Consider the following 23,952-nt stretch of genomic DNA (forward strand, 5'->3'; position numbering starts at 1 on the left):
GACTAAGCTAAAGAATATGGCCAAGTTACAGAGCGGCTTCACCCTGCTCGAAATTATGGTGGTTATCGTTATTTTGGGTTTGTTGGTGGCCGTCGTAGCGCCCAATGTATTGCAAAATCAAGATCGTGCTATGGTCGAAAAAGCCCGGGCGGATATCTCCGTGCTAGAACAGTCTCTAGATATGTACAAGTTGGATAATCATGTTTATCCCACCACTGACCAGGGCTTGTCGTCACTGGTGAAGCGTCCTGAGCGTAGCCCAGAACCCAAAAATTACCGCAGTGATGGCTATATCAAACGTCTTCCCGACGATCCTTGGGGCAACCCCTATGTTTATATTCAGCCGGGTGAGCATGGTCGTTATGACCTGTATTCCACTGGCGCTGATGGAGAGGAAGGTGGCGAAGATTTGGCCAGCGACATCGTTAACTGGGAGGAGTAATCGCGGTTTTTCTCTGCTTGAGTTGCTGGTGGTTATTTTTATCATTGGCTTACTCAGCGGAGTGGCGGTACTGACTTTGCCGGGCAAAGATGGCGCGGCGCTACTCAATGAACAGCGTTATTCACTGTTGGCAGGCTTGCGTAGTGCCCGAGCAGAAGCCGTATTTAGTGGCCGTAGCTTGGGTTTGGTCTGGAAGGGCGCACAGGGTTCCTTTCATGTATTGACCCAAGAAGGGTGGCTACCCATTCAAGACGGGGTGTTGGCTAAACCGCTTAAGATGGATAGCGCAGTGCAGTCTGAAATTACCGTTGCTGGCGAGCCGCTGAAACAGCCGGAAGCGCAATCTGCAGACAGCGACGACGAAAAAAATACCACCCCGCAAATTCTGTTTTTAGGTGATGGTCAAGTGTCTCCTTTTGAGTGGCGACTGCTAACTGATGGGGCTGAATCTGTGATGATAGATCAATCCCTGCGTTTGGAGGATGATCAGTGATAGCGCAAGGTCATTCACATCAGCGGGCTCACCAGTTTGGCTTTACCTTGCTGGAAATACTGGTTGCCTTAATGATTTTTGCTACTGCAGCGGTGGCGCTAACCAATAGCGTTACTCAAAGTGCGAGCAGCACGTCTGCCTTGGAAGAGCGTCAATTTGCCGATTTGCTTGCCAATAATCTGCTTATTGATTTTTTACGAGAAGGCACCGGAAATAAAACCAGTGGTGCCGAAACCTTAGCGGGCTACGATTATCGTTGGGAGCGTGAAATTTCCGATACCCCGCATCCAGATATGCGCCGAGTGGATATTAAAATTCTTCTTCAAGATCAGAGCGATGTCCTGGCAAGCCGCTCGGCCTTTTTAAATCGATGAACCACTATCCTGCCACAAAACCGCTCGGCTTTACTTTGGTTGAGTTGTTGATCGCTATTGGCATTATGGCCTTACTGGGCGCAGCCGCCAGTGTGATGTTGAACTCCGCCCTGAATAATCAAGATGCGATTCAACAGCGACAACAGGCGTTGGAAGAGCTGGCGCTGGGCTTGCTGACAATACGTCGTGATCTGGAGCAGTTGGCACCGCGAATTCCAAGAGACGTTCAAGGAGACCCATTATCCGCTAGATTGCTGGGTGAACAAATTGGCGAAAGTAGCGAAGTTGAATTTGTTCACGATGGTCGCCGTATTTTGCCGGGGCAGCGTATTGTCAGCAGTTTGGAACGCGTGCGCTACCGGGTTGAAAACGGTGATTTACTGCGGTTTAGCGTCGCAGTTGCAGATCCGGCAAGTAATACGGACTGGCAGAAAAGAGTGCTGATTCGGGATATTAAACGATTCATTGTCAATTTTTATGACGGCGATCGTTGGTCGCCATTCTGGCCACCCAGCACCCAGATTTCCGCACCACAACCTGCAGGCGTACAGATCATTGTCGATACCGAAATTTGGCCCGATATCCGGATGAATGTTTTATTACCCGAGATCAACCAATGACCGTGCCGTCACAACAGCGCGGTGCGGCATTAATGATGGTGATCTTGATGGTTGCCATTATGACGGTGTTGGCAGTGACCCTGGTGGATTCGGTTCGCTATAACAGTCAGCGATTACTCAACCAGCGCATTATGGATCAGGCCTATTGGTATGCGCTGGGTGGTGAGCAAATTGCCAAGTTTGCGCTTCAAGATATTAGTAGTGAGTCGACAATCCATTTGGCCCAAAACTGGGCCAGAGAAGATATTGTATTCCCGATAGAAGGCGGATCGATTGCCGGTTTGATCAGAGACGAACAAGCTTGTTTTAATATTAATAATTTGTATCGAGCGGGTGCGACAGATGCCAGCCAGCCAGCGAACAGCAACTTTGCGCCGGCAGAAGTGTTTACTAATTTGTTGCTCAACTTGGGTATACCTCCCCAGCGAGGAGAATTTATCGCCGAGCGGGTGAATGATTGGATTGATGAAGATTTTGCGCCTGAGGGGATTTATGGTGCTGAAGATTTATATTACTCGGATAAAGATTTTCCTTATATGCCGCCAAATCAAATCATGGTGAATGTCACGGAGTTGAATTTAGTCGCCGAGTTTGAAGAGGGTGAATGGCAAAAATTGCAGCCATATTTATGTGCATTGCCAGAAGTCTCTACCCCCATCAATATCAATACCCTGCCGCCAGAAAAGGCAATGTTATTGGCGGCAGCACTGGGAAATGTGGTCTCGGTGGATCAAGTGAAACAATTACTGGAGGCACGACCTGAAGACGGTTGGCCAGATGTGGCCACTTTGTTTAGTGATTTGGCGCTGCCGCCAGAGCAGCAGCCTGCTACAGAATTAATACAAGGCTTAGCCGTAAAATCGAGTTATTTTAAAGGCTTGGCAGATGTGTTTTATCAGCAAAGGCAGCTGCGACTCTACAGTCGATTTGTGATAAAAGGTGGCAAAGCCGTCGCCTATGCCCGTGAATATGGAGAAGTTTTTTGAACAAGCTCTTATTGCTTGATATGCCAATACAGCCCGACCAGCCTGTGGCGTGGTTGCTGTGGGAAGAGGGTCAAGCGTTGGACAGTGGTGACTTGGCCGTCGATCAGCTGGCCACACTCTGTACAAGATATGGCACTGTGCCTTGCTATGCACTGATCAATGGTCAGGCTGTTAGTCATCATCAGGTGGTTTTGCCTAAGGGCGGCCGGGTGGGCTTGTCCGCACTGCCGTTTCAGTTAGAAGAACGCCTATGCACGGATTTAGATAGCGTGCATTTTGCCTATTCAACAATACGTGCCAATGAGCCAGCTGATGTTCTGGTTATTGGTCGGGAACTAATGACGCGTTGCTTTGAAACCCTAAAAGCTTCTGGATTAGCCGTTAAAGCCATGCTGCCAGATTATGCTTTTTTACCTGAAAACGTTGCGGTGCTGGATCAACGTTGCACCAGTATCCGTTTGGCAAGTGTGGCTGTGGGAATGGATACCGCTAATTTTCCCGTATGGTGGCAGATCGCTGCCGGAGAAGAACAGAGTCCAGAACTGAGTGTTTATGCGGAAGAAAATTGGTCCGGCGATCTGGCTTTACCGCAAATGCCCCAGCAATATTTTAAAAACCGACTGGCGGTATTTGGACAATGTTTTTCACCCTGGCCTGTCAATTTACTTTCGGGTGAATTTGCGATTAAAGACGAGCGTCAATCTTCTTTACGTGGATTGCGGTGGCCGATTATTTTGTTGTTGTTAGCCGTGACCTTGCACTGGGCGGGTTTGGGCTTAAATGTGTATACCAGCAATGCCGAAATTGACCGACTGGATGCGGCAATGGACGATTTATATCGACAAAGTTTTCCCGGCGCGAGGGTCGTGAATGCAAGAGCTCAAATGCGCAGCCAGCTCAGTGCATTACAGGGCGCAGAGGTTCAGCAGTCCATGTTGCTGCCTTGGTTGGAGGTCGTGGCCGAGGTAAGTCGGGGACAACAAGCTATTCAGTTAAAACAGTTTAGTTACGAAGACGATCCCGCAGTAATGAAGCTCCAAGTGAAAGCAGAAAGCTTTGAGAGCTTAGATAAATGGCTGGCGGCCATTGCAGCCAAAGGACTGTCTGTGGACCGCGGTGCCTTTAATCAAGAGTCCGGTGGCATTGTCGGGCAGCTTAGCCTGCGGGGAGAAGAGCAATGAAGCAGCTGGATAAATTGCTAGCGGGCCGAACTGAAAGCGAACGTCTGACACTGCTGGTGGGCGCCCTTGTGGCGATCCCTCTTTTTGTCTGGTTGCTGGTATGGCAGCCGTTATTGAGCGCGAGTGCCAGCGCCGAAACAAAGCTTGCTCAAAAACAAAAGTCCCACCAATGGATGCTGGGGGCGGCTGCCCAAATCAAAGCGCTTGCTCCTCGGGGGACGCAAAGAGCATTGGGTTCACCGTCACAGCTGATCACCAGTGCAGGACGGGAGCAGGGGATTAGCATCAATCGTATTGAGCCCCAATCGGGTGGGCGTTTTAATGTTTGGATTGCTCGGGCAGATTACAATGCCGCCGTGCGTTTTGTGGATGTGTTAATAAGCAGTGGCCTTGTGGTTGAAAATGCCACTATGGCGGGTGTAGACGTGCCGGGTATTGTGTCGGTGCGATTAACTGTGGGAGCCAGTGAGTGAAGCGTGTGTTGTGGCCACTGGGGCTTCTTGTTGTATTTGTTATTTTTTTGCTGGTCAAGGCACCGGTTTGGCTGGTGTCTGATCAAGTGGTAAAAAACGTACCGGGTTTAGAGCTTGGTGGCGTTGACGGCAGTCTTTGGCATGGTCATGTGCAGTCATTAAATTATCAGGGTATCACTGCCCAGTCGCTGAACTGGGATTTACAGGTGTTGGGCTTTTTGGGTGGCTGGCCCTTAACGGTCTCTGTTGAACAACCATTAACACTACAGGCTGAGTTGGGATTGGCCGAAAATCAGCAGCTGAAAGTCAGGCGTCTTAAGGCGAATGGTGATATCGCCCCCTTGTTGATTGCCGCGGGTCTGCCCACCATGGGGTTTGAGGGACAGTATTCAGCTACGATCGATTCTGCTGTTTTGGGACCCAATGGATGCCAAACCGTCGTGGGTGAATTTACGGTTTCGGGTTTAAGAGGTGACGTTGATGGCATTGATATGTTGGGCAGCATTCCCGCTGTGCTTGCGTGTCGCGGTAATGCGTTGCAAATCAGTATAGATGGAAATAACCCGGCAAAAGTACGGGGCCAATTACGTATCCCTTTTAATGGTCGTGTCAGTGGTAGAGTGACATTAACTCCGCCGCCAAGCTCGGCGCTACACACTAGTTTGCAACAATTTCTTGGGCGCCCCAAAAACGGCAAAGATTTTATTCTTAGCTTGTAACTCCTTTCTGGTTTCAGGGGGCAGAACACTTGTGTCTGCCTCCATCAAACTTTAGTCTTTCAATATCAGCCACAGGCAAGGAAGATGTTATGGGACAGTTTTTGCTGGCAATTGACCAAGGAACCACTAGTTCAAGGGCCATTGTCTTCAATCGCGAAGGCGAAATTTGCGGTGTGGGTCAAGAAGAGTTTCGCCAATATTATCCCCAAGATGGCTGGGTAGAGCACGACCCGGAAGAAATTTGGCAAACCACTCTCAATAGCTGTAAAACGGCGTTAAAAGATGCTGGCATCGACGCTGAGCAGGTGGCGGGCATTGGTATTACCAATCAACGTGAAACAACCCTGCTCTGGGACCGCGAAACAGGAGAGGCGGTTTACCCTGCGATTGTTTGGCAAGATCGCCGTACCGCCAAATATTGTGCCGAACTTAAGTCACAGGGCGTCGAGAGCATGGTGACTCGGCGAACGGGTTTATTACTCGATCCTTATTTTACCGGTAGTAAACTCGCTTGGTTGCTGGACAATGTCCCCGGTGCCAGAGATAGGGCAGAGGCGGGTGAGCTGGCCTTTGGTACAGTAGATACGTTTTTATTGTGGCGCCTAACCGGTGGTAAATCCCACGCTACAGATGCCACCAATGCTTCCCGCACCTTGCTATTTAATATCCATGAGCAGCAGTGGGATAGCGAACTGCTAGAGCTAATGAAAATTCCAGAGGCAATACTGCCGGAAGTCAAAAACACCTGCGATGATTTTGGCTATAGCGAAGCATCGCTATTAGGCAAGGCCTTACCAGTAGCTGCGATGATTGGTGACCAGCAAGCGGCTACTGTCGGCCAAGCATGTTTTACACCGGGCATGGCTAAAAGCACCTACGGGACGGGCTGCTTTTTAGTGCTGAATACCGGCAGTAAGGCGATGAGTTCAAGCAACCGTTTGCTGACTACGGTGGCATATCGAATTAATGATGAAGTTTGTTATGCCTTGGAAGGCAGTATTTTTATGGCAGGGGCTGCAGTGCAGTGGTTGCGTGATGGCTTGAAACTCATTGCGGCGGCGTCAGAAACCCAAAAACTAGCCGAAAGTGTAAAAAGCTCCGGTGGCGTGTATATGGTGCCCGCATTTACTGGCTTAGGCGCGCCTTATTGGGACCCCGAAGCCCGGGGCGCCATTTTAGGTTTAACGCGAGACACCAATAGTGCTCATATTGCCAGAGCGACATTGGAATCGGTGTGCTATCAAACCCGAGATTTGATTGAGGCCATGCGGGGCGATGGCGCCAATCTGAAGGATATTCGGGTTGACGGTGGCATGGTAGCCAATGACTGGCTTGTGCAGCGACTGGCCGACATGCTGGGCTGTCATTGCGAGCGACCTGTGATTACCGAAACCACGGCATTGGGCGCGGCTTATATGGCCGGTCTTCAATTAGGTATTTACCAAAGCCTAGAAGAGATTGCTGAAATGTGGCGAAGTGAAAAACGCTTTGCCTCAAAAATGGCTGAGAGCGATAGAGAGCGTCGCTACCACGGCTGGAAAAAAGCCGTGGAGCGAGTCAGATCTTAGTTTCGTGGCCTCGATTTATCAGCTGGGTCATCTACATAATTATAGATTCTGGGTTTATACGTTCTAAGTTTATAAGCCCGGATTTATAGGATGATTCTTTGAGTAAGTGGCTTAGAGTAGGTGCGTTAGCGACATTTCTAAGTTGAGGGCATCCAGTGGCATTGGCCGAGATAAGTAATAACCCTGGGCGTACTCAGCGCCCATTTCTTTAATTATTTCCATCGCTTCTGCGGTTTCTATCCCTTCAACAATCACTTGTTTATTGAGGCTGTGACTCATGTCAATCATTGAGCGGACCAATGCTTGATCATTGGGGCGTTCATGGATGAAACGAACAAAAGATTGATCGATTTTAATAAAATCTACCGGCAATTCTCGAATATATTCAAAAGAGGTAAAGCCGACGCCAAAATCATCCAATGCGATTTTGGCGCCGATGCTTTTAAAGTTTCGCAGCAAAATATTTGCTTCATCGATATTCTCTAGAGCATCGGTTTCTACTACTTCAAAGATTAATTTTTTGGGATTGGCTTCAGTGCTATCTATTAAGCTTTTCAATTGTTGTTCAAAATCGGGCAGCTCCATTGTGTGGGCCGTTAAATTAATACTGAGGCCAATATCTACGCCTTGATCTTGCCAGCGTTTTTGTTGTTGCATGGCCATCTCTATCACAGCAAAATCAATTTGGCTCATTAAGCCTAATTCTGCGGCCACGCCGAGGAACTTGAAGGGTGGAATAAATTGGCCTTGTTCATCTAATAGGCGAACAAGGCATTCGCAGTGACTGACTTTTTTGTTGCGAATATTGACTATAGGCTGATAAAACAACAACAGTCGGTTTTCTTCTAATGCACGTTGTAACAGGTCTTTCATGTGGTATTTCTCTTGCCGAGAAATACGATCAATATGCTCTTCTGTAGCCAGAAATACTTGGCCTTTTGATTTTTTCTTTACTTGAGCCATTAGTGCAGTGGTGTCGGAGATAAGTTGGTCGACACCAATGTTTCGGTCTTGAGAAATATGGTTGACTACAATCGATAGCTGTATTGTTTCGGTGCCTGATTCTGTTTCTATATTATATCGGGTTAAGGCATTAAAGGATTCTTTATCATCTGCTGTGTTGATAGTAGCGCTGTTATCAAGTAAAGCCATAAACTCGCCTGAACCACTGCGAGCAAGGAGGCAGCCGTCCGGTAAAGCAAGGCTAATGTTGCGAGCTAATTCCAGAAGCAGTTTGTCTCCTGTTGAGAAGTCAAAGCGATCATTAAATTTGGCGAAGTTGTCTATATCAATCAGAATAAGATCGAACTGGGCCTCTTTGGAGGCCTCCGCGATATGGTTTTTTACTTCTTCAATAAAACTCAAACGATTTAATAAACCAGTAACCCGGTCGTGCCTACCTAACCATTGAAGGCTGCGCATGGCTTCGTGTTGCTCGGTAATATCCATTCCCATGGATAATATTCGGGTTTGGCCTTTTATGCGAATGGATCGGTGAACCCAAAGTACCTCAATTCTTAAACCATCTTTATTAAAAAGCGGCATCTCGCCCTGAATGGATTTACCATTATAATGCAGTAAAACGGCTAAGGTTTCGGATAAGCTTCGCTGTTGAAAGTCGCTGCGAATCCACTCATTAATATTTCGATGTTCGCCTGCTTTAGCAGGCGGTCCAATTAGCTCTCTTCCTAATGCGTTAATGCTATGAATATTGCCGAAGCTGTCGTGAATTAAAATGATGAGTGGCGAAGAATCTAGCAACATATCGTTAAATTGTGTTGCCTCGGTGAGCTCAGTGATTTTTTGTTGGAGTGTTTCTTGGTGATTCACACTCTGTTGATTGAGTTGTTCTAAGTCGTTAATCACGTTCCCAAGACTTTCTTTAAGTACGTCTGTTTCATCGCGATGCAGTTTATTGCGTTTTAGATGGGATAACTGTGATTTTGCCGATGTAAAATCACCTTGAGGTAATAACTTAAGGAGATTGGCGAGTTCTAGTATTTTTTTAAGTGGTGGTCGTAGGATGAGTGTGATGGCAGCCATGCTGAACAGTAGTGTTAAGCATAGCGTTAGCATGGTGTCACGAATTTCACCATTAATAAGTTTCTGGGTGCCATTCTCTTGAGTATAAACGAGTACTTCCAATGAAGGGGTAAGAGGGCTGTCAATATAAAAGCGTTTGGCACTGTAGTAGTTGTCGTGAAGTTTGCCAAAAAACGCATTATTCTTTGTGCCTTGGTTAGTGATTTTTTCTAAAAGAGGCAAGATCCGATTACGATTTTCGGCGGCATTACTGGTTAAAAGTAAGGACTCTATCGTGGGGCTATTACGATTTTCTTTGGTGAGTATTGCGATATCGATATGCGTGAGGTCATAAAAATCTTGAATTAATAAGTTTGAATTACGGTTGATATTAACAATCAGCTCGCTGCCATTATTGGCAATTATAGGGACAAATACTTTTTGTAAGCATTGTTGTCTGCAGTCAATAAAGCCCGTAGGGTGCTGGGTTTTGGCAACCTGTTGTAAGGCCTGTGTTATCGATTCAGGCAAGCTGGAGCTAATGAGGCTGCCGTTTGCATCATGGTTTAGTAGATTTTTGCCATCGGCTGAAAAAAAGCGAACTGATTCTATGCCTGCCAAGAGTGAGGGTTGAGCAAAACGCGCCAGGGATTTGGCTTGAAGGTTCTGAATATTGTAGCTGTCAGCAATCCGGAAAATTTCAGAATAAGAATCCTGTAATAATGCAGAAAAAGTGGTTTTAGAACGTTCTATGTTTTCAAGAACGGCTTCCCTGTGATTTTGCATATTGCGTTGAAAACTAAGATATTCCAAACCACATAAAACGATCACAAGAACAATAAAAATTGCAGTGCTTAATTTGCGCTGAAGGCTGATTATTTTGGTGTTGGCAGGGGGCATTATGATGTTGGTTTCCTACGCTAAAATCGATATGCGATCATGGCTGCGACCAGCGTTGTGTATTTTTCCTGCTCACGGTTTTTGTTATCTATTGCGGGTATTCCGCCGGTACCTTCAATAGAGTACACATCAAGCGCGAGCACCCAGGCTGGTTTCGGAGACCACTGCAAGCCCAATACCCAGTGCTTGTTATTGCTGATATTGCCCTTGTTGTTGTCTTCATAATTGCCGTGTTCATAGCGAAGGGTGGTCACGAATTCAGAGTTGAATCGATACCGGGATTGTAAATAAAATGTGGTAGATTCAGCATTTTGAACTTGTGTGTTGCCTAAGTAGCTGTCTAGATTCACCAAACCATATTCTGCACTGAAAGACCACTTGAGGTAGTTTTTTTCTGCTGACAAAACGACCCCTCTTGCTTCAAGACTGCTGCTTAAGCCTTCTGGCGTTGTGGTATCGGCTCTAAGGGCAATATCTAGAGCAGAAATAGCGTAACGTGTTTTGCCTCCATCACGAATATGCATCACTTGAGCATAAAATGGACTTTTGATTGTGGCTTCTTTAAGCATGCCCGAGCCACCCGATAGGGTGTTCAGAGACTCTTGGGACAACTCTTTATCTAGCCCTATTGAAGCGCTGAAATAAGTGGAGTGCTGAGGCTCATCCCAATAACCGTAAATTTGTATGCCGTCGCTTGAAAACAGAAACTCTCTTAAACCGTTACCTTCAAAGTAAATTGCTTGTGGCATCAGTATGCTGGGACGGGTGAAAATGACATCTCGGGTATCGTTGTAGAAGCCGTAGCTGTTGCGGACTCTGCCGATTCTGGCGCCAAAGCCAGATTGATCATCTTCGGTTAATTTATAGTCGCCAAACAAATAGTCTATCGTGACGTCTCCGTTATCGGTATTTCCGGCGTCACGAGTTAAAATTTGGCCAGCAAAATGAAGTCGATTGTTGAATTGCCAGTTGCCATTAATGCCGGCCTCCATTAATTCAAAAGAACCATCTCTACTGTTACCGTAGAAGTTATTACCTTGGCTTTTTAAAAATGCTTGGGAGATAAAGCCGTTAATTTTAATGTCATTTGTGTTGGCATACGCTGCTTCCGTGTTAAGAAGCCCAAATGTACCCGCGCATAGGATGGGCAAGAAGCTCAGTACTCTTCTCATGGCTCGGTCCTTTTCTCGGGGTGAGCTGCTTGTGCAGAAAGGTTTAAAATATGAATGCTGTTGCTATGAGGATTCATTGAACGGATATAACCGATAGCGCCAGGAGTGTGAGCAACAATGTGCTTTAAGTCTTCTTCGCTTTTGGCAAGGATGGGAGCTGTTCCGGTGCCGCTGAAGGTTATCCTGTCCCAGTGATCTCTAAGAACATAGGGATACATTTTTAAAACACGTCTGCAAAACTGTTTATGTAGAGTATGGTCGTCAGGCAAGACCACAACAGTGATCGTTTGGCCGTTTTCCCAGCTGCGTTTTCGTTTGGAAAAAATAGAACGGAGGGTGAGCAAGGATAGATCTTCTACTACATTATGATTTACTACTATTGAGACATCCTCGTGGAAGGTGTCGTCAGCGTACAACAGCTGTGGCATAAGGATCCCGCAGATAATGAATGAGACTGCGGAAAGTACCAGCTTGTAAATGTCGAAACCGGATTGTGGTCGGTTATCTATCAAATCAGTGCCCTGATTGCTCTGTTCAAGCTACTTAATCGACTAAGGATACGCCTACTCAGAAAATGAGTCACTGCGGGTAAATACTGAGGCAAGCGTTGTTAATGTCTGCCTGACGTTGGCCTTGGTAAATTTTACTTTGTGTGAAATTGGGAGATTTTTAGAGAGTGGTTTCATCATGTCTCTACTGTTGTCATGATAGCTTTCTAGATAGTTTTATCAATAAAAATCGTTAAAACAAAGGCATATAGCTGACTTTAAAAATTTTTATTAAATTATAGGTTTGTCTTTGCAGCGTTTGTTACATTGATGTCCGCGGTGTGTAATAGTTTGATTTTGTAGTAGCTATACATGGCCTCTGAGAAAATTGTGAACGTCCAACTAAATATTGGTGATAATAAAGAATGCCTGACATTCAGCTAAACGCATCGTGGTTGTCTAAAATTGGTAGTGAGTTTGAAAAAACTTACATGCAAGATTTGCGATTGTTCTTAAAGGATAAAAAGCGCCATGGCATAGAAATTTATCCTTCTAATGACAACTGGTTTGCCGCTTTAAATGCCACTGCATTTGACGATGTTAAAGTCGTTATCTTGGGGCAGGATCCTTACCATGGTGCGGGTCAAGCTCATGGCTTATGCTTTTCAGTGTTACCTGGCAGCCCCGTGCCGCCTTCATTGCGGAATATTTATAAGGAGCTGCATGCTGACCTCGGTATTGATATTCCCTCTCATGGTTATTTACAACGCTGGGCAGACCAGGGTGTGCTGCTGTTAAACAGCGTCCTAACGGTTGAAGACGGTCAAGCTGGTGCTCATCAGGGCCGAGGCTGGGAACAATTCACGGGCGAAATCATCTCGGCTTTGGACCGCGACCGCAGTGGTTTGGTTTTTATGCTTTGGGGCAGCCATGCTCAGAAAAAAGGTGCAAAAATTAATCGAGATAAGCACTTGGTGTTAAAAGCGCCTCACCCGTCACCGTTATCGGCATATAGAGGTTTTTTAGGGTGCCGACATTTTTCTCAAGCTAATGCTTATTTAGGGCAACGGGCGGTTGATTGGACGCTCCCGGTCGAGCCTTAGGCTCACGTTCAAGACGCTCCTGCGTCATTCGGGGACGGGGTAGGGGAGCGGTTTGATAGTCAGAGATATATTTGATTCTGGAGATAGGCAGACTTCTCCAGCCTGGGCGGCCTCGTTATTTAAAACGGCCAATATCTGAAGCGATGTTTGATTGTGTACTGCGCTGACGATATTGCCGATTGCCTTGTCTTCGCCCGGTTTGTACACCGGGGCGCCGAGTGTTGCACTTTGTTCGGTCTCTTGGCCGCTTAAGTCAGAAATTGATGCATGGTACATACGTTTTTTTAGCTTGCCGCGGTATTCCATTCTCGCTACGACTTCTTGCCCGGTGTAGCATCCTTTTTTGAAGCTGACACCCCCGGTGAGTTGCATATTTAACATTTGTGGCAGGAAGAGATCGGCGGTGGCTGCGCAGACTTCACCAATGCCCGCATCAATATTGAGTTGTTCCCAGGCTTTCGTGTCGCGTAAATCTGCAGCTTCAGACAAGTCTGACCAAAGCGTTTCAATATGGGCTGCTGGAATCCAGCATTCAAAGCGCTGGCCCTGCTCATCCAGTTGTAAGGCCATGCCATTGTCGCTGCTAATTGCCTCCAAGGGTTGTTCAGGAGATGTGCCAAAGAGATTTGCGATAAGCGCCGCTGCATTGGGACCGACAACACCGATCGCCGCCCATTGTTCACTGGCGTTGTGCATTTTCGCTTTTGAAAAAACAATGTATTTCGCCAGCGCGGTGCAGAAGTTATCGCAAAGGTCCTCGCTCATCCGCAGTAATACATCATTTTCGTTTAGCATTCCGCCCAAAAAGTTACTCTGAACCCGGCCTTTGATATTGCAATAACTGCCCCGGCTAGCTTTGCTTGGGGTGATGTTTTTCCAATCGCAACTGGTTTGTCCTTGTAGAAACTTGCCGCTATCGGGTCCTGCTATAGAGACAAAACCATAGTGGCAAAGGGGGGCGAACCACGTTTGCTTGCCTTCGTTAGTTTGGGCTTGCTGGTTGAGGTGCCAGTATCCCTGGGCGTCCCATGTTCCGGTGGGGTGGAGTGCGTCAAGAAATTGCCAGACTGCTCGCATGGATAAGTTTCTGCCTGTAGTTTTGAGAGTGGGTTAGACCTGCTAATACAAAAAACCAAGCTGAGATAAGGCGGTCACCTCAGTGACGGAAATTTGGCTTGTGTTTGCAGGTGCTAATGCTTCGTTTGGCGGTCTGCGGCTATAATAGCGCTTTTAATCGGGAAGCCGCAGTCTTAACTGGGGCCAAGTAGTGGAAAATAATGCTTTCAGAAAGTGAGTTCAAGCGAATTCGATGGGCTTGTCGGCGGGGAATGCTGGAGTTGGACCTGATGATGGTGCCTTATGTTGAAGACCGGTTTGCCACATTGTCGGAGGAGGATCAACATCGTTTTGTTCGATTGTTGGAATGTGAAGATACTGAGCTCTTCAAGTGGTTTTTAGGTAAGGATAGCCCAGAAGACCCAGAACATGCTTTGATCGTCAATGACATCATCAGCTACGCCAAGTCCAAATAGCTTCGTTTTAGCAGAATCTACCCTGCGAAGAAGGTATTTGTGCTTAGTACATACTCTGACGGCATTGTTTTGCGCGTATTTATTCCCTTGGCCTATTGTGATTTTACCACTTGTGGTTATTGCTGTGAGCCTTTTGGCTTACCGGCAAGGTTTTTTTAAGCCAGCCGCTACCCAATCCAGGCAGCTAAGTTCATTAGCTTATCGCGGTGATCATTGGCTGCTTGGTATGGGAGCTGACGCGGTGGCAGGATCCCTTTGCTGGTGTCAGCTGGGGCCTGGTGTGCTGGTTGCGAAATTCGACCTTGGTGGTCAAGGTCGCCGTCAATTTACGATATTCTCAGATCAGCTCAGTCGCGCTGGATGGCGCAAGCTTAGGGCGCTGCTAATTCATGCGCGCCCCGTAGATAATCCATTGTAGCCTGTATAAACCTACGTTTTTGCGGTGTGTTCAGGGGTGAGAATCGTGTCGTGAGCAGTGGGTAGCTGGTTTGGATAATCGAGGGTGTAGTGCAAACCTCGGCTTTCTTTTCTGTCCATGGCTGAGCGAATAATCAGTTCTGAAACCATGGCGAGATTCCTCAGCTCTAGTAGATCGTTGCTGACCTTGTAGTTTGAGTAGTATTCCGCAATTTCTTGCTGTAATAGCCCGACTCGATTCAGTGCGCGTTGCAGTCGTTTATTCGTGCGCACAATTCCCACGTAGTCCCACATAAAGCGTCTTAATTCATCCCAGTTGTGAGAAATCACCACATCCTCGTCGGAGTCGGTTACCTGGGATTCGTCCCAGTGTGGCGCTTGTGGCGGCGGGTTAAAATTGGGGAGAATTTGTAGGATGTCCGCAGCAGCGGCGCTGCCGTATACCACGCATTCCAGCAATGAGTTGCTGGCTAGGCGGTTAGCGCCATGCAGCCCTGTAAATGCGGTCTCACCAATGGCATACAGACTTTGGATGTCTGTGTGGCCATGTTTGTCGGTCATCACTCCGCCACAGGTGTAATGGGCGGCGGGTACGACGGGAATAGGCTCCCGGCTAATATCAATGCTTAGCTCCAAACAACGGGCTTTGATTGTGGGAAAGTGCTCGAGTAAAAACTCGGGTGATTTATGACTAATGTCTAAATATACGCAGTCAACGCCCAGGCGCTTCATTTCGTGGTCAATGGCTCTGGCGACCACGTCCCGGGGCGCAAGTTCGCCACGTTCATCGTAGCGAGGCATAAATCGCTCGCCATCTGGGTTAAGTAATATCCCGCCTTCGCCGCGAATAGCTTCAGTAATTAAGAAAGATTTGGCTTTAGGGTGGTAAAGGCAGGTGGGGTGGAACTGGTTAAACTCCATATTGGCCACTCGGCAGCCCGCCCGCCAGGCCATGGCAATACCGTCACCGGACGCGCCATCGGGGTTGCTGGTATACAAATAGGCTTTGTTCGCGCCACCGGTTGCCAGCACTGTAATTTTTGCGTGGAACAATTTTACGTGGCCGCTGTCTCTGTCCAGCACGTAGGCGCCGTGACACCGCTTGTCTTTGGATTTATCGCCGGATTTGTCGCCAGTATGTTTGCGCTTTGAAATAAGGTCGACTGCGACGTGTCGAGTAAAGAGCTGTATATTAGGGTGCTGTTGGGCGTTGAGGGATAGGGTTTCTGATAGTGCCCGCCCGGTGGCGTCTGCAGCGTGAATGATTCGGCGATGGCTGTGTCCTCCCTCCCGAGTGAGGTGGAATTCTGCCCGGTCTGTTTCGTAGCGACTAAAACGAACGCCCTGAGCAAGTAGCCACTGAATAGAGGCTGTACTGTTTTCGACGGTAAAGCGAACAGTGTCCTCGTGGCAGAGTTGGCCCCCGGCATCTAAGGTGTCTTGAACGTGGGCGTCGACAGAATCCTTGTCGTCGAGTACCGCAGCGATACCGCCCTGAGCCCAGTAAGTGGATCCCTGGTTAAGCTGACCTTTGCTGACAATGGCGACCCTGGTGCCATGCTCGGCTAACTGTAATGCTAATGTCAGGCCGGCAGCACCGCTGCCAATGACGAGAACATCGTGTGAAAAATACTCGCTCATGCTGAAAAGTTGCTCCTGTCAGAAGGCGGTTTTAATATGCAGCTCGGAATTGAAACTGGCGCAAAGTATACTGAGCGCACGCCGCCATACCAACATGCGCTGCTGAGAGAATATTAGATTCACAAAAAGTGGAAATTAAGAGGCATTATGGCAGAACTTCTAAATGCACTGGCGGTCTACTGCACCAGTATGGCCAGTAGGTTGAAAGTGAGGCCCTATGAGTGAGGCTAAGCACACTGACCAGCAGCTGGTTGAACGGGTTAAAAAAGGGGACAAACGAGCCTTTGACTTGTTGGTCCTTAAATATCAGCACAAGATTTTTGGGTTGATATCGCGGTATATAAAAGATAACGATGAAATTCAGGACGTTGCTCAAGAGGCCTTTGTAAAGGCGTATCGTGCTCTTCCCAAGTTTCGTGGTGATAGTGCCTTTTATACTTGGTTATACCGTATAGCAATTAACACAGCGAAAAATTACCTTGTGGCCAGAAATCGTCGGCCCCCCGGTGTTGATGTCGATGTTGCTGATGCGGAGTACTTTGAAGGTCCCTCTGCATTAAAAGACATTGAAACGCCGGAGAATCAGCTCTACGGAGAGGAGCTGAAGAAGGTGGTTCAGGATGCAATTAAGGCTTTGCCAGAAGATTTGCGTGCAGCCTTAACTTTAAGGGAATTTGATGGTCTGAGTTATGAAGACATCGCCGCGGTTATGGATTGCCCGGTGGGAACAGTGCGGTCGCGCATTTTTCGGGCTCGTGAATCGGTGGATAGCCGAGTCAAAGCCCAGGTGAGTGGTGAAGAGGTGGGAGTATGAACGATACCCTTAAAGAATCATTATCAGCGCTGCTGGATGGCGAAGCTAATGATCTTGAGTTACGACGAGTGCTGGGTTCGGAAGACAAAGAGCTACGGGAGCACTGGGCAGAGCTAAATCGTGCCCAGCAGTTGCGCCAGGACGGTGTGTTGCCGTTTGCGAATTTGGACATCTCCCAGCGGGTGATGGCAGAAATTGCAGACGAGACCTTGGTGACTAAAAACACCAATGGCTGGCGGCAGGCTCTTTCTGGTGTTGCGGTTGCTGCGAGTGTGGCTGCAGTCGTGGTGTTTGGGGCAATGGGCACGGATATGTTGGGCGGAAGCTCGGATACGGTGGTTGCGTCAGCTAGTCCAAATACCGGTCGGGTTTATCCGGCTCAAGCAGCGCAAAGCAATGTTGGTGGCGTGCCAGTCAGCGCCCAGGTGCAAACAGCTCCAGCGCCGCAACCGGCATTGGATGATGAAGCCCAGAAACGCTTTGAAATGTACCTGCGTCGGCATACCGACAATGCGGCCCAAAATAGCGGCCAAGGCGTAATGACATATAGCCGTGTGGTAGCGCCGGAGTCAAAGTAAGGTGCTAAGGCAGACAACAGCTTCGTTTTTATTGTTGTTTGCCAGTTGCGATGGGCTGGCGCAAGACTCGGTGCCTGAGTGGTTGGCAAAAATGGACGCCAGCCAGCGCAGTCTGAACTACGAAGGCGTATTGAGCTATCAATACGCCGGTTCTGCCCATAGCTTAGCTGATAGGGTCTATGGCCTTAGGGTCAGGCACTATATTAAAGACGGCCTTGAGTACGATCATATAGAGACGCTCGACGGCCCGGAGCAAGAAATTGTTCGCGAGGGCCACGATGTTAATTGTGTCCACGCTGGCCCAAAGCTCATTCAACGCTCAATGCAATCCTCCCAAAGTGGTTATAAACGCTATTATGACGTAGATGTCGGTGGCGCTGGCCGAGTTGCGGATCGTGATACTGTCCGTTTGGAAATCAGGCCTAAAGACGTTTATCGCCTTGGTTATTTGCTCAGCCTTGATAAAGAAACTGGTTTACTGCTGCAATCTGAGATTATCGACCAGCAGGGGCGAGTTCTTGAGCGATTTCAATATTTGATGGTGAACCTGGAGCCATCGTCGTCTGATGAGTTAACCGCACAGCGCTTAATGCCCTCTCAAGCTCGCTCTCAGCTCGCTTCCCAAGAAAATGCGCCGCATCTTGAAACACCGGATGGCCGTGACGCTGAGCCACCACCTTGGCAGCCCAGTTGGTTGCCAGCAGGTTTCACCTTGGCCCAGAGTGACGGTCAGTTTCCAGAAGGCTTAAGTTATACTGACGGAATGGCGGTGTTCTCGATATTTGTCGATTCCTTAATGGCGGCAAATAATGACACCCTATTGGCTACTGAGGGCGTACAACGCAGAGGGGCTTCGGTAAGTTATACTACGACGCTTCCGGATCACCAGGCTTTGGTGACAGTGGTGGGAGAAATTCCGCTGTTAACCGCAAGACAGGTGGCGACGTCCTTGGTATGGGTCAACTAAATGAGTATTGAAAGTGGCAGAGTTGTTGGGGTAGAGACGTCACGGCTTTGGCTGGAGACAATAAGCCGTTCGACCTGCGGGAGTTGTAGCGCTCAAAAAGGGTGTGGCCAAGGGGTGATGAATCGCTATATGTCTGGTCGCCGAAATCATTTGCAAGTCAATATGGGGAAATTCTCCGCCGCGGATTTTCAGTTGAATGACGAAGTGGACGTTAGTGTGTCTAATAAAGCCCTGTTAAGCGCGGCGTTTGTCGTCTATTTGCTACCGCTGTGTAGTTTAATTGCCGGTATTCTTATTGTGGGGCAGTTTTCTAACCAAGATTTATACAGCGTCATCGGTGCCGTTTTGGGCTTTTCTGCAGGCCTGCTGCTGGTGCGTATATACAGCATGATGGTTGCCAATCGGCCCGACTACCAGCCTGTGGTAGTCGCTATCCGCCCTAGTGGAGCTTCCCCTGTGGGCATAATCCCTTCAATATCGGGCACTTCTGTATCGGGCTAAGCCCGCTGCTCATAGCTTAGCTGCCCGGCTTTGCGATACAATCGCGCCTTTAAAATTTACCACACCTATTTTTGAGGTTTTAAGCCAGCGTGCACAGTCTTGAGCTGATCCGAAATTTTTCAATTATTGCCCATATCGATCATGGAAAATCCACCTTGGCAGACCGTTTTATTCAGGTTTGCGGCGGTTTGACGGAAAGAGAGATGGCTGAGCAGGTTCTCGATTCGATGGATATCGAACGGGAGCGCGGCATTACGATTAAAGCTCAGAGTGTCACCCTGAACTACACCGCTAATGATGGTAAAACCTATCAGCTCAACTTTATCGACACCCCAGGGCATGTGGATTTCTCCTATGAAGTATCCCGCTCTTTGGCGGCTTGCGAAGGGGCGTTGTTGGTTGTCGATGCAGCCCAGGGCGTCGAGGCGCAATCTGTTGCCAACTGCTACACCGCAATTGAACAGGGTTTAGAAGTGTTGCCAGTCCTCAACAAAATGGACCTTCCCCAAGCTGACCCTGATCGTGTGAAGCAAGAAATTGAAGAAATCATTGGTGTTGATGCCACTGAGGCGGTGCCCGTCAGCGCCAAGTCGGGCATGGGCGTGCCCGAAGTGCTGGAGTATTTGGTTAAATTGGTGCCGCCGCCGGAAGGTGATGCAGAGGCACCATTGCAAGCCTTGATCATTGACTCCTGGTTTGATAATTACCAAGGCGTTGTATCACTGGTTCGGGTGAAAAATGGCGTTCTGCGCAAGGGCGACAAGATCATTACCAAGTCTATTGGTAAAGGTCAAATTGTCGATCATGTGGGCGTATTCACCCCCAAACAAACCAATACGAATATCTTGCGTGCGGGTGAAGTGGGTTTTGTTATCGCCGGGATTAAAGATATTTTAGGTGCGCCGGTGGGGGACACGTTTACCCACGCATCTACGCCAGATACTGCCGCGTTGCCGGGTTTTCAGAAAGTGAAACCCCAGGTTTATGCTGGGTTGTTTACGGTCTCAACAGACGACTATGAAGATTTTCGTGAAGCATTGGGCAAGTTAACTTTGAATGATGCCTCACTTTTTTATGAACCAGAAACCTCAGATGCGCTAGGTTTCGGGTTTCGCTGTGGTTTCCTTGGCACCTTGCACATGGAAATTATCCAAGAACGTCTAGAGCGAGAATATAATCTAGACTTGATCACCACCGCACCCACGGTAATTTACGAGGTGTTAAAGAAAAATGGCGAAGTTGTGCAGGTGGACAACCCCTCGTCTATGCCTGATCCCGGTGAGCTGGAAGAAACCCGCGAGCCCATTGCCATCGTCAATATACTGGTTCCCCAAGAACATTTGGGCAATGTGTTAAGCTTATGCGCTGACAAACGTGGCGTTCAAAAGGATATGCAGTTTCTGGGGCAGCAAGTCTCGGTGAACTGGGAAATTCCAATGAGCGAAGTTGTACTGGACTTTTTTGATCGATTGAAGTCGGTCAGCCGGGGGTTTGCGTCTCTGGATTACAGTTTTGATCGTTTTCAGACTGCGGACTTGGTTAAGCTTGACGTGCTTATTAATGGTGATCGGGTCGATGCTTTGGCTTTAATCGTTCACCGGGACCATGCTCATGCCCGAGGACGACAGCTGGTTGATAAGATGCGCGAGCTAATCCCCAGGCAGATGTTTGACGTTGCTATTCAGGCAGCTATTGGTGGACATGTTATTGCAAGGCAGACGGTTAAAGCACTGCGCAAAAATGTGACAGCCAAATGCTATGGCGGAGATGTTTCACGGAAAAGAAAATTGCTGGAAAAACAAAAAGCGGGCAAAAAACGCATGAAACAAGTGGGGAATGTCGAAATCCCTCAGTCAGCGTTTTTAGCCGTATTAAAAGTAGATAGTTAAAAAAAGGCGCGGGGCCGCATGGTAAATCTTATTCTTGTCATTGTTGCGGCGGTGTCGCTGATTATTTGGTTGCTGCAAGAAGTTAAAGGCCGAAAGCAAATGCAACAGGCTTTGCAGTGGTGTGCCGAAAAGAAAACGGCCAGCGATGCGGAGTCACTAAAACAACAGGTGGTGCCGGGCTGGCTTGAATGGAGCTATCGGCTGGTCGTTTTTCTTTGGTTTGTTTGGCTCGCCAGTGTGGTACTGATTAAAGATGGCGATTTTGCCTTGGCGTTGGTTATTTTAACGTTTTTAGCAGGCATTATTGGTGGCTTGGATCGCTTCGTATTTGAAAAAGCACGACAGGCCTTTGTGCGGGCCGGCAATGTCGCTGTGTATATCACCTACTTTGTAAAACAAGACCAGGATGGCCTCAAGTCTCAATTTGGGGGCACTTTACCCATTGCGGAGAATGCGCGTTCTTTTTTCCCGGTGCTGCTGGTGGTGTTGGTCTTGCGCTCATTTGTTGTAGAACCCTTTCAGATCCCTTCGGCCTCAATGGTCCCCAGTTTAGAAGTGGGTGATTATATTTTGGTCAATAAGTTTGAGTACGGTATCAGACTGCCGGTGATAGGAACCAAATTGGTCGAAGTGGGCGAACCTCAGCGGGGCGACGTCATGGTGTTTTTCCCCCCCAATGACAAACGTTATTTTATTAAGCGGGTTGTTGGCTTGCCGGGTGACGAGATTCGTTACGTTAATAAAAAGCTGTATATCAATGGCAAATTGATACCACAAACCTTGGTTGCCGAAGTGCCACCACTGCAAGCGGTTACCCAAGTTTTGCGTGAGCAACTCGGCAGTGCCGATCACTTAATTCACCACGACAAACGCATTTATCGTGGTGATTTTGAAACAACCGTAAGCCCCGGTCATTACTTCATGATGGGTGACAATCGCGATAACAGCAGCGATAGCCGAGTCTGGGGTGAAGTTCCTGAAGAAAATATTGTGGGTAAAGCGTTTGCTATCTGGATGCATTGGCGAGGAATTAGCCAACTCCCTAGCTTTGATCGAGTGGGTCAAATTCGTTAATCACCCTCATTTATAAGGGGTTCAATTATGCGTAAACAACAACAGGGTATTAGCATGCTCGCCGCGTTGGTTTTGATCTGCGTAGTGCTTGTGCTGGGAACTGCGGCCGCGCGATTGCTGCCTATCTATCTAGACTGTTGGACCCTAAATAATATTATTGACGATGTGGTTGAAGATAATCGCGGCAAAACGACTACCCCTGCACAAGTGCGGCAATCATTAAGCCGCCATTTTACAACCAACCGAATTGAGTCTGTTTCTTTGCGGGATATCGAAATTAGTACTAATAGTGAGGGTGTGTTGATTGATGCCAGCCATGAAAAGCGCACACCATTAATCTTCAATATTGATGCAGTGGTGAAGTTTGAAGATATGACCTATTTGATCCCCCGGAGTTAATGGTGACCGATAAGCAGTCGCTTTTTGATCGTATTGATTACCAGTTTCAAGACCCCACACTGGTCGATGTTGCTTTAACTCACCGCAGTTTTGCTGCTGAAAACAACGAGCGCTTAGAGTTTTTAGGCGACTCATTGTTAAATATGATTATTGCCGAAGCCTTGTATCTCAAGTTTCCCAGTGTTCGGGAAGGGGAGTTGAGTCGAATGCGAGCTGGCTTGGTAAACGGTGAGACGCTGGCGGTTTTAGGTCAAGAGTTTGCGCTGGGCGATTATCTTCGTCTCGGAAGCGGTGAAAGCAATACCGGTGGCCGTTATCGAGAATCTATTCTCGCCGATACGGTAGAGGCACTGATTGGTGCTATTTATTTAGAGAGTGGTTTTGAATCTTGCCGCACTAAGGTTTTGCAATGGTATGGCGCTAGATTGGACAAGGTGAATCCAAAAGCCAGTCACAAAGACGCTAAAACCTTGTTGCAAGAATTTTTACAGGCCCGCAAACAGTCTTTACCCAATTATCAGCTGGTTGAGACCACTGGCGCAGAACACGAGCAAGTTTTTACCGTGGCATGCCAAGTCGACATGCTCAGCAGTGCAGAAGTTGCTTCGGGACAGAGTCGTCGTCGGGCTGAGCAGGCTGCGGCAGAGAAAGTACTACACAAACTTCAAAATCAACATTAAGCCATTTGGGCCAAAATTTATGAGTGAACAACGCTGTGGCTATATTGCGATTGTAGGGCGGCCTAATGTTGGTAAGTCTACTCTGCTTAATCACATTCTTGGACAGAAGCTAAGCATTACATCTCGCAAGCCTCAAACTACCCGTCATCAAGTCTTGGGCATTAAAACTGAGGACGATATTCAAGCCGTTTACGTTGATACGCCCGGTCTTCATTTAAAAGAAGCCAAGGCCATTAACCGCTATATGAACAAGGCTGCCAGTTCAGCACTAAAAGGTGTGGATTTGGTGTTGTTTGTCGTGGATAGAGACCGCTGGACCGATGAAGACGAGCTGGTTTTATCGCGGTTAGAAAATCAAGATTGCCCGGTCATGTTGGTTATTAATAAAGTTGACCGTATGGACGACAAAGGCCAGCTGTTACCACTCATTGCCAGTTTAAAAGCCCGGGGAAATTTTACAGAGGTGGTGCCGGTATCGGCATTACGCGGCCACAATCGGGATGATCTTGAGGACTTAATCAAGCAATACCTTCCTGAAAGTCCACATATGTTCCCTGAGGATCAGATTACAAACCGCAGTGAGCGGTTTCTCGCGGCTGAATTGGTCCGTGAAAAAATTATGCGTCAGCTAGGTGAAGAAGTGCCTTATGCGATGGCGGTTGAAATAGAAGAGTTCAAATCGTCCCCTCGACTGACAGAAATTAGCGCTTTAATTCTGGTCGAGAAAGCGGGTCAAAAGAAGATTATTATCGGTGATGCCGGTAGTCGGTTGCGGCAAATAGGAACTGAAGCCCGTAAGGATATGGAAAGGGCTTTTGACAGTAAGGTTATGCTGCGATTGTGGGTGAAAATAAAATCAGGTTGGTCTGACGATGAACGGGCCTTACGCAGTCTTGGTTACACTGACTTCGATTAAACA

Annotated in this window: 26 protein-coding genes; 21 read left to right on the plus strand and 5 right to left on the minus strand. The window is 47.9% G+C overall.

Features of this window, described 5'->3' with window-relative positions; genetic code table 11:
* Nucleotides 1-16: 16 nt before the first annotated feature.
* The 9 genes from gspG to glpK all read left to right on the plus strand — a co-directional run bounded on the left by gspG (nt 17) and on the right by glpK (nt 6,856).
* A complete protein-coding gene (gene gspG / locus IMCC21906_RS08925) occupies nt 17-442 on the plus strand; it encodes a type II secretion system major pseudopilin GspG (RefSeq protein WP_047011876.1) in 426 nt (141 codons plus the stop codon).
* Nucleotides 399-935, plus strand: coding sequence for a type II secretion system minor pseudopilin GspH (gspH, locus tag IMCC21906_RS16340; RefSeq protein ID WP_197085881.1), 537 nt, complete (start codon nt 399-401; stop codon nt 933-935). Before gspG ends, gspH begins: the two co-directional genes overlap by 44 nt.
* Nucleotides 932-1,309: a type II secretion system minor pseudopilin GspI gene (gspI, locus tag IMCC21906_RS08935; RefSeq protein ID WP_052763465.1), complete on the plus strand. Its 378-nt coding sequence runs from the start codon at nt 932-934 to the stop codon at nt 1,307-1,309. Before gspH ends, gspI begins: the two co-directional genes overlap by 4 nt.
* Nucleotides 1,306-1,929: a type II secretion system minor pseudopilin GspJ gene (gene gspJ / locus IMCC21906_RS08940; RefSeq protein ID WP_047011877.1), complete on the plus strand. Its 624-nt coding sequence runs from the start codon at nt 1,306-1,308 to the stop codon at nt 1,927-1,929. Before gspI ends, gspJ begins: the two co-directional genes overlap by 4 nt.
* The gene (gspK, locus tag IMCC21906_RS08945) at nt 1,926-2,915 is read left to right on the plus strand and encodes a type II secretion system minor pseudopilin GspK (RefSeq protein WP_047011878.1); all 990 of its coding nucleotides are present in this window, start codon (nt 1,926-1,928) and stop codon (nt 2,913-2,915) included. Before gspJ ends, gspK begins: the two co-directional genes overlap by 4 nt.
* Nucleotides 2,912-4,096: a type II secretion system protein GspL gene (gene gspL, locus IMCC21906_RS08950; protein WP_047011879.1), complete on the plus strand. Its 1,185-nt coding sequence runs from the start codon at nt 2,912-2,914 to the stop codon at nt 4,094-4,096. Before gspK ends, gspL begins: the two co-directional genes overlap by 4 nt.
* A complete protein-coding gene (gene gspM, locus IMCC21906_RS08955; protein WP_047011880.1) occupies nt 4,093-4,569 on the plus strand; it encodes a type II secretion system protein GspM in 477 nt (158 codons plus the stop codon). The genes gspL and gspM overlap by 4 nt, the downstream gene beginning before the upstream one ends.
* The gene (gspN, locus tag IMCC21906_RS08960; RefSeq protein WP_047011881.1) at nt 4,566-5,288 is read left to right on the plus strand and encodes a type II secretion system protein N; all 723 of its coding nucleotides are present in this window, start codon (nt 4,566-4,568) and stop codon (nt 5,286-5,288) included. Before gspM ends, gspN begins: the two co-directional genes overlap by 4 nt.
* 89 nt (nt 5,289-5,377) lie before the next feature.
* Entirely contained in the window at nt 5,378-6,856 is a 1,479-nt protein-coding gene (gene glpK / locus IMCC21906_RS08965) for a glycerol kinase GlpK (RefSeq protein ID WP_047011882.1), read from the plus strand.
* Between the two features lie 111 nt (nt 6,857-6,967).
* Here glpK and IMCC21906_RS08970 read toward each other — a convergent pair whose 3' ends face one another.
* Genes IMCC21906_RS08970 through IMCC21906_RS08980 form a run of 3 tightly spaced genes read right to left on the minus strand, consistent with a single transcriptional unit; the run spans nt 6,968 to nt 11,378 of the window.
* On the minus strand, nt 6,968-9,778 hold the full coding sequence (locus tag IMCC21906_RS08970; protein ID WP_047011883.1) for a bifunctional diguanylate cyclase/phosphodiesterase: 2,811 nt from the start codon (nt 9,776-9,778) through the stop codon (nt 6,968-6,970).
* A gap of 20 nt (nt 9,779-9,798) precedes the next feature.
* On the minus strand, nt 9,799-10,950 hold the full coding sequence (locus IMCC21906_RS08975; RefSeq protein WP_047011884.1) for a hypothetical protein: 1,152 nt from the start codon (nt 10,948-10,950) through the stop codon (nt 9,799-9,801).
* Nucleotides 10,947-11,378 (minus strand): hypothetical protein, encoded by a 432-nt coding sequence (locus tag IMCC21906_RS08980; RefSeq protein ID WP_047013293.1) that lies wholly within the window; start codon nt 11,376-11,378, stop codon nt 10,947-10,949. Before IMCC21906_RS08980 ends, IMCC21906_RS08975 begins: the two co-directional genes overlap by 4 nt.
* A 485-nt stretch (nt 11,379-11,863) precedes the next feature.
* Between IMCC21906_RS08980 and ung the strand changes: the two genes are divergently transcribed.
* A complete protein-coding gene (gene ung, locus IMCC21906_RS08985; protein ID WP_047011885.1) occupies nt 11,864-12,541 on the plus strand; it encodes a uracil-DNA glycosylase in 678 nt (225 codons plus the stop codon).
* 24 nt (nt 12,542-12,565) lie between these two features.
* Here the strand turns inward: ung and IMCC21906_RS08990 are convergent, their stop codons facing one another.
* Nucleotides 12,566-13,618, minus strand: coding sequence for a folate-binding protein YgfZ (locus IMCC21906_RS08990; protein ID WP_052763467.1), 1,053 nt, complete (start codon nt 13,616-13,618; stop codon nt 12,566-12,568).
* Nucleotides 13,619-13,818: 200 nt separating this feature from the next.
* Here IMCC21906_RS08990 and IMCC21906_RS08995 point away from each other — a divergent pair, with 200 nt between their 5' ends.
* Both IMCC21906_RS08995 and IMCC21906_RS17240 read left to right on the plus strand, forming a co-directional pair.
* On the plus strand, nt 13,819-14,073 hold the full coding sequence (locus IMCC21906_RS08995; protein WP_047011886.1) for a succinate dehydrogenase assembly factor 2: 255 nt from the start codon (nt 13,819-13,821) through the stop codon (nt 14,071-14,073).
* Entirely contained in the window at nt 14,042-14,491 is a 450-nt protein-coding gene (locus tag IMCC21906_RS17240) for a protein YgfX (RefSeq protein ID WP_369795747.1), read from the plus strand. The genes IMCC21906_RS08995 and IMCC21906_RS17240 overlap by 32 nt, the downstream gene beginning before the upstream one ends.
* 11 nt (nt 14,492-14,502) lie before the next feature.
* Here IMCC21906_RS17240 and nadB read toward each other — a convergent pair whose 3' ends face one another.
* Complete coding sequence (gene nadB, locus IMCC21906_RS09005) at nt 14,503-16,131, minus strand: L-aspartate oxidase (protein WP_047011888.1); 1,629 nt, start codon at nt 16,129-16,131, stop codon at nt 14,503-14,505.
* A 217-nt stretch (nt 16,132-16,348) separates the two neighbouring features.
* Between nadB and rpoE the strand changes: the two genes are divergently transcribed.
* The 9 genes from rpoE to era all read left to right on the plus strand — a co-directional run bounded on the left by rpoE (nt 16,349) and on the right by era (nt 23,949).
* The gene (gene rpoE, locus IMCC21906_RS09010; RefSeq protein ID WP_047011889.1) at nt 16,349-16,945 is read left to right on the plus strand and encodes an RNA polymerase sigma factor RpoE; all 597 of its coding nucleotides are present in this window, start codon (nt 16,349-16,351) and stop codon (nt 16,943-16,945) included.
* The gene (locus tag IMCC21906_RS16345; RefSeq protein WP_052763468.1) at nt 16,942-17,523 is read left to right on the plus strand and encodes a sigma-E factor negative regulatory protein; all 582 of its coding nucleotides are present in this window, start codon (nt 16,942-16,944) and stop codon (nt 17,521-17,523) included. The genes rpoE and IMCC21906_RS16345 overlap by 4 nt, the downstream gene beginning before the upstream one ends.
* A 1-nt stretch (nt 17,524) precedes the next feature.
* Nucleotides 17,525-18,490, plus strand: coding sequence for a MucB/RseB C-terminal domain-containing protein (locus IMCC21906_RS09020; protein ID WP_047011890.1), 966 nt, complete (start codon nt 17,525-17,527; stop codon nt 18,488-18,490).
* A complete protein-coding gene (locus tag IMCC21906_RS09025) occupies nt 18,491-18,991 on the plus strand; it encodes a SoxR reducing system RseC family protein (protein WP_082117425.1) in 501 nt (166 codons plus the stop codon).
* An 89-nt stretch (nt 18,992-19,080) separates the two neighbouring features.
* The gene (lepA, locus tag IMCC21906_RS09030; RefSeq protein ID WP_047011892.1) at nt 19,081-20,880 is read left to right on the plus strand and encodes a translation elongation factor 4; all 1,800 of its coding nucleotides are present in this window, start codon (nt 19,081-19,083) and stop codon (nt 20,878-20,880) included.
* An 18-nt stretch (nt 20,881-20,898) separates the two neighbouring features.
* Complete coding sequence (lepB, locus tag IMCC21906_RS09035) at nt 20,899-21,954, plus strand: signal peptidase I (RefSeq protein WP_197085882.1); 1,056 nt, start codon at nt 20,899-20,901, stop codon at nt 21,952-21,954.
* A 27-nt stretch (nt 21,955-21,981) separates the two neighbouring features.
* A complete protein-coding gene (locus tag IMCC21906_RS09040; protein WP_047011893.1) occupies nt 21,982-22,353 on the plus strand; it encodes a DUF4845 domain-containing protein in 372 nt (123 codons plus the stop codon).
* Entirely contained in the window at nt 22,353-23,033 is a 681-nt protein-coding gene (rnc, locus tag IMCC21906_RS09045) for a ribonuclease III (protein ID WP_047011894.1), read from the plus strand. The genes IMCC21906_RS09040 and rnc overlap by 1 nt, the downstream gene beginning before the upstream one ends.
* 19 nt (nt 23,034-23,052) lie before the next feature.
* Entirely contained in the window at nt 23,053-23,949 is an 897-nt protein-coding gene (gene era, locus IMCC21906_RS09050; RefSeq protein WP_047011895.1) for a GTPase Era, read from the plus strand.
* Nucleotides 23,950-23,952 lie beyond the last annotated feature (3 nt).

The sequence above is a fragment of the Spongiibacter sp. IMCC21906 genome (genome assembly GCF_001010805.1).
Lineage (GTDB): Bacteria > Pseudomonadota > Gammaproteobacteria > Pseudomonadales > Spongiibacteraceae > Spongiibacter.